Origin of the sequence: Pseudomonas sp. PDM21 (assembly GCF_014852505.2) — a bacterium.
GTDB lineage: Bacteria > Pseudomonadota > Gammaproteobacteria > Pseudomonadales > Pseudomonadaceae > Pseudomonas.
Window position 1 is genome coordinate 3895701 of sequence record NZ_CM181223.1, and the last position, 12342, is coordinate 3908042.

Below are 12342 nucleotides of genomic sequence, written 5' to 3' on the forward strand. Positions count from 1 at the left end.
AACTGCTTAATTGCATGCATGGATAATTGGATCCAAAAATCCACGAGGATCACCCCATGCGCCTGGTACCCGCTGCCCGCCCACCGATGAGCGCCGAAGACGAGGCCTACGACTACCTTCTCCAGGCTATCTGCACCGGCCGCTACAGGACCGGCGACCGTCTGGTGGCCGAGGACATCGCCAGCGAGATCGGCATGAGCCGCATGCCCGTGCGCGGTGCCTTCAAGCGCCTGGACGCCGAGGGTCTGGTGACCCTGCGGCCCAATCGCGGCGCCATCGTCAGTGGTCTGAACATCGAAGAGATGCGCGAAGTCTTCGAGATGCGCAGCGCCCTGGAAGGCCTGGCCATCCGCATCGCCGTGCCGCAACTGACCGACCGCGACCTGTCCCGCCTGGAGCGCATGCTCGACGAGATGGACGACTACCGCGACGACAGCGCCGAGTGGGTCAGCCGCCACCGCGCCTTCCACGAATACCTCTGCAGCCTCGCCGGGCGCCCGCGCCTGCTGCGCCAGATCACCGCGCTGTATTCGGTGATCGAGCCGCACATGCGTCTGTGGCTGCAGCACGTCGACAAGCCCATGAGCGCCCGCGAGGAACACACCGTGATCCTCGACGCCCTGCGCTCGGGCGATGCCCGCGAAGCCGAGCGGGTCATCTGCGACCACATCGAGGGGACGATCCCCTCGCTGGCGAAGTTTCTGGAGGCTCAAGCCACCTGAAAGCACGTGCCACCCACGCGCAATCCACCCAAACGCAATCCACGAAGAAGCGAATCGAAGCAACGGGCGCCTAGACCCGTACTTCTGTGTCCCTGAACTGCCCCTGGCAACCCCACCCCGGAGCTCAACATGTTCGAACGCAGGATCCCGCAGTGCCTTCTCGCCCTTTGCCTGGCCGCCCCGCTGGCGCACGCCGATGTGAAGATTCCCGACCGCTTGCAGAACGCCAGCAAGGTGACCTTCTGCGGCGGCATGGACTCCCCGCCCATGGGTTTCTATGACTCGAACCAGAAGCTCACCGGGGTCACCATCGACCTGGGCGAAGCCATCGCCAAGCGACTGGGCGACAAGAAGATCGACTGGCGCATCACGCCCTTCTCCGGGCTGATCCCGGCGCTGCTGGCCGGCCAGTGCGACATGCTGGTGGATCAGCTGTTCGACAAGCCCGAACGGCGCGAAGTGATCGACATGGTCAACTACATGTACTCCAGCCAGGCCGTGGTGGTCGCCAAGGGCAACCCCGAGGGTATCCGCACCCTGGACGACCTCTCCGGCAAGAAGGTCGCGGTGCTCAACGGTTCGACCATCCGTACCCTGCTCGACGCCCACAACGAGAAGCTGGCCAAGGCTGGCAAGCCGCCGATGAAGGTGGTGGTCTACAACACCGACACCGATGCCTTCCAGTCCCTGCGCATCCGCCAGACCGACGCCTACGGCACCACCGTGGAAACCGCCGGCTACTACCAGAGCATGGCGCCGGACCTGTTCGAGATCGGCGTACCGGCCTTCGCGCGCATTCTCACCGGCCTGGGCATCCGCAAGGACGACAAGCAGCTCAGCGAGGCTGTCACGCAGATCATCAAGGACATGCAGGCCGACGGCAGCTACGCCGCGCTGCTGGCCAAGTGGCACATCGAAGGCGACAAACTGGACTGAGGTAACGAGACATGAACTTCAGTTGGGACGTGTTCTGGCAATACCTGCTGCGGCCGAGCGACATCTACCTCTACGGCCTCTGGCTGACCTGCGTGATCGCCGTCAGCGCGATGGTCCTGGGCTGCGTGCTCGGGCTGCTGGCGGCGCTGATGCGCCTGTCGACCAACCCGCTGCTGCAATACCCGGTGCGCTTCTACGTGTGGCTGATGCGCGGCACGCCGCTGCTGGTGCAGATCGTCTTCCTCTACACCGCGCTGGCCGCCGGCGGGATCTTCCGCTTCGAGGACCTGGACCTGGGACTGTTCATCCTGCCGGGCAACATCCAGGCGGCGATCATCGCCCTGGGGCTCAACGAAGGCGCGTACATGGCCGAGATCATCCGCGCCGGCATCGGCGCGGTGGACAAGGGCCAGTACGAGGCCGGCAAATCCCTGGGGATGACCTTCCCCAAGCTGATGCGCCGCATCGTGCTGCCGCAAGCCTTCCGCGTGATCGTTCCGCCGCTGGGCAACGAGTTCAACGTGATGCTGAAGAACACCACGCTGGTCAGCGTGATCGGCGTGCAGGAACTGCTGCTGAGCACCCAGATGGTCACTTCGGCGACCTTCCGCGTGTTCGAACTGTACCTCGTCGTGGCGATCTACTTCCTCGCCCTGACCACCCTGTGGGGCTTCTTCCAGCGCTGGCTGGAAGTGCGCTTCGGCAAATCCGACGGCCACACTGCCGCACCGAACCGCATGTTCGGCCGGCAGGCGATGAAACTGCTGAGGGGGCGTTGAGATGATCCCGGACATGAAAGACGTGGTGATCCAGGCCCGCAACGTACACAAGGCCTTCGGCGAGCTGGAAATCCTCAAGGGCGTGTCCCTGGAGGTGCGCCGTGGCGAAGTGGTGGTGCTGATCGGCGCCTCGGGCTCGGGCAAGACCACCTTCATCCGCTGCATGAACCACCTGGAAGACATTCAGGGCGGCAGCATCCGCGTCAACGGCGAGCTGATGGGCTACCGCGAACGCCCGGACGGCAAGCTGGTGCGCGACTCGGAAAGCAACATCGCCCGCCGCCGCCGCGACATCGGCATGGTGTTCCAGCGCTTCAACCTGTTCCCGCACATGACCGTGCTGGAGAACATCATCGAAGCGCCGACCCAGGTGCTCGGCGTCCCCCGGGGCGAGGCGCTGGATCAGGCCCGCCGGCTACTGGCACGGGTGCGCCTGTCGGACAAGGCCGAGCACTACCCCGGCCAGCTCTCCGGCGGCCAGCAGCAGCGCGTGGCCATCGCCCGCGCCCTGGCGATGAAGCCCCAGGCCATGCTCTTCGACGAACCCACCAGCGCCCTCGACCCGGAAACCGTCGGCGAGGTCCTGCAGGTCATGAAGGAGCTGGCCGACGAAGGCATGACCATGGTCGTCGTCACCCACGAGATGGGCTTCGCCCGCGAAGTGGCCGACCGCGTAGTGGTGCTGCACCAGGGTGAACTCATCGAGGAAGGCCCGCCCGCGCAGGTCTTCGGCAATCCGCACCACCCGCGCACGCGGGAATTTCTAAGCCGCGTTCTCTAACGATAAGGACAAGTCATGCGTAAACGCGTTCTCTTCGCCAGCACTCTGACCCTCCTCGCCTGCGCCACCGCCGCGCAGGCCGACGACAAGCTGGTGCGCTTCTACAACTGGTCCGACTACATGGGCCCGGACACCCTGAAGAACTTCGAGAAGGACACCGGCGTCAAGGTCCAGTACGACGTCTTCGACACCAACGAGATGCTCGAAGCCAAGCTGCTCTCCGGCCACTCGGGCTACGACCTGGTGGTGCCGTCCAGCCAGTTCCTCACCAAGCAGATCAACGCCGGCGTCTACCAGAAGCTCGATCGCTCGCAGCTGCCCAACTGGAAGAACCTCGACCCGCGCCTGATGAAGCGCCTGGAAGCCGCCGACCCCGGCAACCAGTACGCCGTGCCCTACATGTGGGGCACCGTCGGCATCGGCTACAACTACGACAAGGTCAAGGCCGCACTGGGCGACAGCGCCCCGCTGGACTCCTGGGACCTGATCTTCAAGCCGGAGAACCTGGCCAAGCTGCACGGTTGCGGCGTCGCCTTCCTCGACGCGCCAGTGAAGATCATCCCGCAGGCGCTGCACTATCTCGGTCTGAACCCGAACAGCACCAACCCGGACGACTACACCAAGGCCTCCGCCCTGCTGCAGAAGCTCGCCCCGTCGATCACCTACTTCAACTCCTCCAAGTACACCACCGACCTCGCCAACGGCGACATCTGCGTGGCGGTCGGCTACTCGGGCGACGTGATGCAGGCGCAGACCCGCGCCCAGGAAGCCGGCAAGAAGATCGACGTGCGCTACGTGATCCCCAAGGAAGGCGCCAACCTGTGGTTCGACATGCTCGCCATCCCGCGCGACTCGAAGAACCCCAAGGGCGCCCACGAGCTGGTCAACTACCTGCTGCGCCCGGAAGTGATCGCCCCGGTCAGCGACTACGTCGGCTACGCCAACCCCAATACCGGAGCCACCGCGCTGCTCGACCCCAAAGTGCGTGACAACCCCGGCATCTACCCCAGCGACGCGGTGATCGAGAAGCTCTATGTCTCCGCCGACCTGCCGCCGAAAATCCAGCGCGTGATCACCCGCGAATGGACCCGAATCAAGACTGGCCAATGACCTTCGAAGAGCCCTGCCATGCTTAAGTTTTCCGCTCACGAGTATCCCTACGCCTCCCAGCGCCAGAGCGTGTTCGCCCGCAACGGCATGGTCGCCGCCTCGCAGCCCCTGGCTGCCGAGGCCGGCATCGCCATGCTGCGTGCCGGCGGCAACGCCATCGACGCCGCCATCGCCACCGCCGCCGCGCTGACCGTGGTCGAGCCCACCGGCTGCGCCATCGGCGGCGACGCCTTCGCCCTGGTCTGGATCAAGGACCAGCTGCACGGCCTGGACGCCAGCGGCCACGCGCCCGCCTCCCTCTCCATCGACAAGGTCAAGGCCGCAGGCTTCGACAAGATGCCCGTACACGGCTGGCTGCCGGTCACCGTGCCGGGCATTCCCTCGGCCTGGGCGCAACTGTCCGCGCGCTTCGGCAAGCTGCCTTTCGCCGACCTGCTGCAGCCCGCCATCGCTCTGGCCCGCGATGGCTTCCCGGTGTCCCCGGTGGTCGCCCACCAGTGGGAAATCGCCCGCCGCGAATACCAGCAAAGCCGCGCCGCCGTACCGGCACTGGAGACCTGGTTCGACACCTTCACCGTCAATGGCGAAGCACCACGCGCCGGCCAGCTGTTCCGCAATCCGGCCCAGGCGAAAACCCTCGCCGAGCTGGCCGAGACCAAGTGCGAAAGCTTCTACCGTGGCGCCATCGCCGAGCGCCTGGCCGCCCATTCCGCCGCCACCGGTGGCGAACTGAGCGCCGCTGACCTGGCCGGCTACAAGCCCAAGTGGGTCGAGCCGATCAAGGCCAACTATCGCGGCTATGACGTCTGGGAAATCCCGCCGGCCGGCCAGGGCCTGATCGCCCTGATGACCCTCAACATCCTCCAGGGCTACGACTTCGACCAGCGCGACAGCCAGCTCACCTGGCACCGTCAGCTCGAAGCGATGAAGAAGGCCTACGCCGACGGCCTGCACTACATCACCGACGCCGAGCACATGCGCGTCAGCACCGCTGCGCTGCTGTCCGACGACTACGCCGCGCGCCGCCGCGCCGAGATCGGCGAACAGGCTGCCGAGCCCAAACATGGCGACCCGCACTCCAGCGGCACCGTGTACATCGCCACCGCCGACGGCGAAGGCAACATGGTCTCGTTCATCCAGAGCGCCTACCACGGCTTCGGCTCTGGCGTGGTGCTGCCCGACAGCGGCATCGGCCTGCAGAACCGTGGCTCGGAGTTCAGCCTCGACCCGGCGCACTCCAACGCCCTGGCGCCGGGCAAGAAGACCTTCCACACCATCATCCCCGGCTTCCTCAGCAAGGATGGCGTGGCCGTCGGCCCGTTCGGCGTGATGGGCGGCTACATGCAGCCCCAGGGCCACGTGCAGATGGTGATGAACCTGGTGGACTTCGGCCTCAACCCACAGGCCGCGCTGGACGCCCCGCGCTGGCAATGGCTGGGCGGCATGAAGGTCGGCATCGAGCAGCACGCCAACCGTGACCTGGCCTTCGGCCTGGCGCGGCGCGGCCACGAGGTGGAGATCGCCTGCGACCTGACCGACTACGGACGCGGGCAGATCATCGTCCGCGATCCGCAGACCGGCGTGCTCTGCGGCGGCACCGAGCCGCGTGCGGATTCGCATATCGCCGTGTGCTGAGGAGAAAGCCATGCATGCTCGTGACCTCAACCTTTCGCCATTGATACTGGGCGGCAACGTGTTCGGCTGGACGGTAGACGAAGCCATTTCTCGACGCCTGCTGGACGCGGCGTTCGACGCGGGGCTGAGCAGTATCGACACGGCGGATATGTACTCGGTCTGGGTGCCGGGTCACGAGGGCGGCGAGTCGGAGGCCATCATCGGTCGCTGGCTCGCCAGCCATCCGGGACGCCGCACCGAGGTGACGCTGTGCACCAAGGTCGGCGCCGAACTCTCGGTACAGCGGCGCGGGCTGTCGCGCCGCTGGATCCTGCAGGGCGTCGAAGACTCCCTGCGGCGCCTGAACACCGACTACATCGACCTGTACTTCAGCCATTACCCCGATGACTGCACGCCCCACGAGGAAACCCTGCGCACCTACGAAGACTTGATCGCCTCTGGAAAGGTGCGCGCCATCGGTGCGTCCAATTTCAGCCGGCAACAACTCAAAGCGGCCGAGGCAACTTCGCGCAGCACCGGCCTCCCCGCATACTCCGCGCTGCAAGTCCAGTACAACCTCTACGACCGCGCGGGTCACGAAACGGAAACCGCAGCCATCGCTGCCGAGCACGGCAACGTCGTGGTGACCTACTTCAGCCTCGCCTCGGGTTTCCTCACCGGCAAGTACCGTGGTCCCAGCGACCTCACTGGCAGTGCTCGTGGCGAAGACCTGGAGGGTTACTTCGATGCCCGCGGGTTGAAGATTCTCGCAGCGCTGGACCAGGTCGCCGAAGAAACCCAGTCGTCGCCGGCCGAAGTCGCCGTCGCCTGGCTCCGCCAGCAGCCCGGCATCACCGCCCCCATCGCCAGCGCCACCAGTGAACGCCAGCTCACCAGTCTGGTGCGGGCTACCCTGCTGAGCCTTTCCGCCACTCAACTCGCCACCCTCGACCTCGCCAGCCGGGCGGGCTGACGAGCTGCTGCTAGCCCTCCTTCAGAAGGGCTTGTGAGCAGAGCGCAGCAACCCTTATCATGAGAAGCATTCTCAAATGATAAAAGTTCTGCCATGTCCTCGGTCGACGCTCCTCTCCACGCCGCCGTCAGTGAGCTCTATCAGCACCATCACGGCTGGCTGCAAGGCTGGTTGCGTCGCCGCCTGGGCTGCCATGAACAGGCCGCCGACCTGGCCCAGGACACCTTCACGCGCCTGCTCGGCTCACGCCGGGTGCTGGATGCCCGCGAGCCGCGCGCGTACCTCACCACGGTGGCCAAGGGGCTGATGATCAACTGGTTCCAGCGCCAGTCGCTGGAACGCGCCTACCTCGAAGCGCTCGCCAATCTGCCCGAAGAGCTGGCGCCCTCGCCGGAGCAGCGTTACCTCGTGCTGGAAACCCTGCACGAGGTGGATGCCCTCCTCGCCCGCCTGCCCGAGCCTGTGCGCCAGGCCTTTCTGCTGGCGCAGATCGAGGGGCTGAAGTACGAGGCCATCGCCGAGCGCCTTGGCGTATCCCTGGGGTCGGTGAAGCGCTATATGCAGCAGGCCTTTCGCCATTGCCTGGAGCTGATGGAATGAGCACCGCCGAGCCTATCGCCGCGCGTATCCTCGACGAGGCGGCGGACTGGCTGGTACGCCTGCAGCAGGATGCTAGCGAGGAAAACCGCCGCGCCTGCATCGACTGGCAACGCCAGAGCCCGCAACACGCGCGAGCCTGGGATCGTGCCGAACGTCTGCTGGGCCACCTTGGCAGCCTGCCTCCGGCGCTGGCGATGCCGACACTGGGCCGCGAACGCACGCTGGATCGCCGACGCGCCCTCAAGCAACTGGCTGTGCTGTTGGCCGTCGCTCCGGTCGGCCTGGCCGCCTGGCGGACGCAGCCCTGGCAGGACTGGAGCGCCGACCAGCACACCGGGATCGGCGAGCAGCGCAAGTTGCCGTTACCCGATGGCAGCCTGCTGACGCTCAACACCGACAGCGCCGTGGACATCGCCTTCACCCCGGCACAGCGCCTGGTGCGTCTGCTGCGCGGGGAGATATTCCTCGATGCGCGTGCGGACAGCCGGCCATTTCTGGTGACAACCCGCGAAGGCCGGGTGAATACCCGCGAGGCGCGCTTCAACGTGCGCCAGGGCGACGCCTTGACCAGCGTCTCCGTCCTTCACGGTCGCGTCGAGGTCGCACCGCTGCAGGGCCCCAGCCAATGGCTGGGCGCCGGGGAGTCTGCGTTGCTGTCGAGCAGAAGAATCAGCACCGCCCCGCCATCCCCCAGCCCGGATGCCTGGACCCACGGCATGCTGATGGCCGACCGCATGCCCCTGCAGGCGCTGCTGGGCGAGCTGAGCCGTTATCGCCGTGGCGTGCTGCGCTGCGACCCTGAGGTAGCACAGCTGGCGGTGTCCGGTGCCTTCCCGCTGCTGGACAGCCACCTCGCGCTATCGATGCTGCAGGCCACCTACCCTCTGCGAGTCCGTCGGGTAACGAACTTCTGGATCACCCTAGCAGCGGCCTGAAGACAAGCGCCGGGCGTTGATGCAAAATATTTTCAAAAAGAAGTGAGACTTTTTCTCACTTCAGCTGGCAACAGGGGAACATCTCCCGACACGAAGCCCGCAGAGGCCCGAAGGTACCCCGTCCATGTCCAGCAATCGACACGCGCAACCCTCTTCGCTTTCCCTGGCGGTACGCACCGCCCTCTTCTCCCTGGCGGTTGCCGTTGCGACGCCAGTGACGGCCGCGCCGGCTGCCAGCGAAGTGCGCAGCTACAGCATCGCCCCCGGCCCCTTGGGTCGCGCCCTGGCATCGTTTGCCGCCGAGACCGGCGTGCACCTGTCCTTCGACCCGACGCTGACCGATGGCCTGCAGAGCCCTGGCCTGAGCGGCGACTACTCGACCCGAAGCGCCCTGGAGCGGCTGCTGCAAGGCAGCGGCCTGGAGCTGGAGCAGCGCGGCGACGGCACTTTCACTCTGATCCGTTCGCCCAGCCCCGATGCCCTGCAGATGCAGCCTTCGCTGATCACCGGCCAGGCCGCCGGCCCTGAAGACCTGCCCGCCGAGTACGCCGGCGGCCAGGTGGCGCGCGGTGGACGCCTCGGTCTGCTGGGCAACACTGACCTGATGGATGCTCCCTTCAGCATCACCAGCTACACCGAGAAGACTATCCAGGACCAGCAAGCGCGCAGCGTCGCCGATGTACTGAGCAACGAGCCATCGGCGCAGATCGGTAGTGCGCGCACCAACCTCAACGAGGACTTCTCCCTGCGCGGCTTCCCGGTGGTCAGCGCGGACGTCGCGCTCAACGGCATGTACGGCCTGGCGCCATTCTTCCGCGTCCCGGTGGAAATGGCCGAACGCGTGGAGGTGGTCAAGGGCCCGAGCACCATGCTCAACGGCATGCCTCCCAGCGGCAACGTCGGTGGAGCGGTGAATCTGGTGACCAAGCGCGCCGGCGACGAACCCCTGACGCGTGTGACCATGGACTACCTGTCGGATTCGGTGTTCGGAACCCACGTCGACGTCGGCCGTCGTTTCGGTGAGAGCAAGGAGTTCGGCATGCGCTTCAACGGCGTATACCGCAATGGCGACACCACCATCGACAAACAGGAGCTGGAAGACGGCCTGGGCTCACTTGGTCTGGACTACGCTGGCGAACGTCTGCGCCTTTCCGCCGATTACATCTGGCAGCGGGAGGACATCACCAACGTGGTCCGCCAGTTCTCCGTCGGCCTCGGTGTGACGAAGATTCCCCACGCCCCGGACAACGACCTGAACTACCCCGGCTACGGCGATTCCGAAATGATCGACCGGACCCTGGTGGTGCGCGGCGAATACGACCTCACTGACTGGCTGACCGGCTACGCCGGCTATGGCGACCGGCGCAGCGAGATGGATGCGCTGGCCGGCAACCCGGTGCTCATGGGCAACGACGGCGACTTCGTTTCCAGCCCGGCCTGGCAGGTCTACGACGTTGGCTCGCACTCTGCCGAGGCGGGCCTGCGCAGCACCTTCAACACCGGGCCGGTGGAGCACCGGCTGAACTTCGGCGCGACCCGCGTGGTGCAGAACTCGGACATCTTCTTCCTCTACACCGCCTTCCCGTCACGCGCGTCGAATATCTACAACCCGGTCTACGAAGGCACGCCGAGCACGGACGGCTACCCGAAGAATGTGCAGAAGTACACGGCCCAGACCCTCACCAGCTACGCGCTGGCCGACACCTTGTCGATCCTCGACGGCCGCGTCGAACTGACCCTCGGGGCGCGCAAGCAGCGCGTGGAATCGCAGAACTTCGAGATGAACGTCGGCACTCCGGTGGGCGACGGCTACGACGAGGAAGAGACCACACCCATGGGCGGCATCGTGGTCAAGCCGTGGGAAAACATTTCGCTCTATGCCAACTACATCGAGGGCCTGAGCCCGGGCGAAACCGCCCCCATCGGCAGCATCAACGCCGGTGAAATGCTCTCGCCCTATGTCTCCAAACAGAAGGAAGTCGGCATCAAGGGCGAGTGGGACGGCTTCGGCGCGACCCTGGCCGCGTTCGAGATCAAGCGCCCGAACAGCGTCAACGACAGCGGTCGCTTCACCCGAGGTGGAGAACAGCGCAACCGTGGCCTTGAACTGAGCCTCTTCGGCGAGGTAACCGAAGGCGTGCGCCTTCTCGGCGGCGCGTCCTATACCCAGGCCAAGCTGACCAAGACCCAGGACGGCCAGTACGACGGCAACGATGGCATCGGCGTGCCGCGCAAGCAGCTGAACCTCGGCGGCGAGTACGACATCACCCAGGTGCCCGGTCTGACCGTCACCGCCCGCACGATCTACACCGACGAGCAGTACGTGGACCAGGCCAACAGCCTGAGCATCCCCGACTGGTGGCGCCTGGACCTGGGCGCGCGTTACCGCTTCGACACTCTCGGCAAGCCGGTGGTGTTGCGCGCCAACCTGGATAACGTGTTCGACAAGGACTACTGGGGCACTTCCACCGCCGGGTACCTGTACCTGGGCGAGGGACGCACCCTGCAGTTGTCCGCGAGCGTGGACTTCTAACGAAGAAAGAGCCTGACGATGACCGCCAAAGCCCTCCGCACCTGGTACCTGGTGCACAAGTGGACCAGCCTGATCTCCACGGTATTCCTGCTGATGCTCTGCCTCACGGGCCTGCCGCTGATCTTCCACGAAGAGATCGAGCACTACTTCGAGCCACACCCGGAGCTCAAGCCGCTCACCGAGCAGTCGCCGAAGATCGACTACGACGACGTGGTGGCTCGCGCCCTGGCCAAGCGGCCCGGCGAAGTGGTGCGCTTCGTGTTCTGGGAGCAGGACGATCCGCTGGGCGCGGTCCTCACCGCTCCGACCCTGGTGCCGCCGCCGGAGAACGGCCACATCCAGCCGTTCGACGCTCGCACCGGGGAGTTTTTCGATCCGCTGCCACCACCGGGCGGCTTCATGTACATCATGCTCAAGCTGCACACCGACCTGTTCATGGGCCTGCCCGGCTACCTGTTCCTGGGTTTCATGGGGCTGCTGCTGGTGGCCTCGCTGGTGTCCGGCGTGGTGGTCTACACGCCCTTCATACGCAAGCTGGACTTCGCCACCGTGCGCTCGCAGCGCAGCTCTCGACTGAAGTGGCTGGACCTGCACAACGTGCTGGGTATCGTCACTCTCGCCTGGGTGCTGGTGGTGGGCGTCACTGGAGTGATCAACACCCTGGCGCTGCCGATCCTCATGCTCTGGCAAGGCGGCCAGTTGGCCGAGATGACCGCGCCCTACAAGGACTTGCCGCCGCTGGAACAGCTCGGCTCGCTGCACAAGGCCATCGAAACCGCCCGCCAGGCGGCGCCGGACATGAAGCCAAGCTTCGTCGGTTTCCCCGGCACACAGTTCAGCAGCCAGCACCATTACGCGGTATTCATGCGTGGCAACACGCCGCTGACCGAACGCCTGCTCAAGCCCGCGCTGGTGGATGCCGAAACCGGCGAATTGACCGACATGCGCGAAATGCCGCTGTACGTGAAGACCCTGCTGCTATCCCAGCCACTGCACTTCGGCGATTACGGCGGCATGCCGCTGAAGATCGTCTGGGCACTGCTGGATATCGTCAGCATCGTCATCCTCGCCAGCGGCCTGTACCTGTGGCTCGGCAGGCGCCGTACGCCCATCGAGAAGCGCCTGGCGGAACTGGATTCCGGCGGCCTGGCGACGGAGGCAAAGGCATGAGACGCGGACTCTGGATGATCTTCCGCTGGCCCGTCGCGCTGGCGGTGCTGAGCACCTTCGGGCTGCTCTCGGCGCTGCTGGGCGATGGGGTTTTCGACCTGCTGTCGTGGATTTCCCTTGGTGTTCCGCTGCTGCTGATCGTCTTTGTATGGATGAGAATGCCCCGTCGTCCCAAGGAGCCACGCTGAA

12 protein-coding genes are annotated in these 12342 nt (G+C 65.6%); all 12 read left to right on the top strand.

Annotation, left to right across the window (positions count from 1 at the left end; genetic code table 11):
- Nucleotides 1–56: 56 nt before the first annotated feature.
- The 12 genes from IB275_RS17775 to IB275_RS17830 all read left to right on the top strand — a co-directional run bounded on the left by IB275_RS17775 (nucleotide 57) and on the right by IB275_RS17830 (nucleotide 12341).
- A complete protein-coding gene (locus IB275_RS17775) occupies nucleotides 57–722 on the top strand; it encodes a GntR family transcriptional regulator (RefSeq protein ID WP_192294706.1) in 666 nt (221 codons plus the stop codon).
- A 129-nt stretch (nucleotides 723–851) separates the two neighbouring features.
- On the top strand, nucleotides 852–1658 hold the full coding sequence (locus IB275_RS17780) for an ABC transporter substrate-binding protein (RefSeq protein ID WP_081518193.1): 807 nt from the start codon (nucleotides 852–854) through the stop codon (nucleotides 1656–1658).
- 11 nt (nucleotides 1659–1669) lie between these two features.
- Nucleotides 1670–2437, top strand: coding sequence for an amino acid ABC transporter permease (locus IB275_RS17785; RefSeq protein WP_192294707.1), 768 nt, complete (start codon nucleotides 1670–1672; stop codon nucleotides 2435–2437).
- A 1-nt stretch (nucleotide 2438) separates the two neighbouring features.
- On the top strand, nucleotides 2439–3218 hold the full coding sequence (locus IB275_RS17790) for an amino acid ABC transporter ATP-binding protein (RefSeq protein ID WP_192294708.1): 780 nt from the start codon (nucleotides 2439–2441) through the stop codon (nucleotides 3216–3218).
- A gap of 15 nt (nucleotides 3219–3233) precedes the next feature.
- On the top strand, nucleotides 3234–4328 hold the full coding sequence (locus IB275_RS17795; protein WP_192223659.1) for a polyamine ABC transporter substrate-binding protein: 1095 nt from the start codon (nucleotides 3234–3236) through the stop codon (nucleotides 4326–4328).
- An 18-nt stretch (nucleotides 4329–4346) separates the two neighbouring features.
- Nucleotides 4347–5963 carry a gamma-glutamyltransferase family protein gene (locus tag IB275_RS17800; RefSeq protein WP_192294709.1) on the top strand — a complete coding sequence of 539 codons (1617 nt, stop codon included), beginning with the start codon at nucleotides 4347–4349 and terminating at the stop codon, nucleotides 5961–5963.
- Nucleotides 5964–5973: 10 nt separating this feature from the next.
- Nucleotides 5974–6915, top strand: a complete 942-nt coding sequence (locus IB275_RS17805) for an aldo/keto reductase (RefSeq protein WP_192294710.1) — start codon at nucleotides 5974–5976, stop codon at nucleotides 6913–6915.
- 93 nt (nucleotides 6916–7008) lie between these two features.
- Complete coding sequence (locus tag IB275_RS17810; protein WP_192294711.1) at nucleotides 7009–7515, top strand: sigma-70 family RNA polymerase sigma factor; 507 nt, start codon at nucleotides 7009–7011, stop codon at nucleotides 7513–7515.
- Nucleotides 7512–8450 (top strand): FecR domain-containing protein, encoded by a 939-nt coding sequence (locus tag IB275_RS17815; RefSeq protein ID WP_192294712.1) that lies wholly within the window; start codon nucleotides 7512–7514, stop codon nucleotides 8448–8450. The genes IB275_RS17810 and IB275_RS17815 overlap by 4 nt, the downstream gene beginning before the upstream one ends.
- Before the next feature lie 124 nt (nucleotides 8451–8574).
- Nucleotides 8575–10983: a TonB-dependent receptor gene (locus tag IB275_RS17820; RefSeq protein WP_225607779.1), complete on the top strand. Its 2409-nt coding sequence runs from the start codon at nucleotides 8575–8577 to the stop codon at nucleotides 10981–10983.
- Between the two features lie 18 nt (nucleotides 10984–11001).
- Nucleotides 11002–12153 (top strand): PepSY-associated TM helix domain-containing protein, encoded by a 1152-nt coding sequence (locus IB275_RS17825; RefSeq protein ID WP_192294713.1) that lies wholly within the window; start codon nucleotides 11002–11004, stop codon nucleotides 12151–12153.
- Nucleotides 12150–12341, top strand: a complete 192-nt coding sequence (locus IB275_RS17830; protein ID WP_138216809.1) for a hypothetical protein — start codon at nucleotides 12150–12152, stop codon at nucleotides 12339–12341. Before IB275_RS17825 ends, IB275_RS17830 begins: the two co-directional genes overlap by 4 nt.
- The last annotated feature ends 1 nt before the right edge of the window (nucleotide 12342 follow it).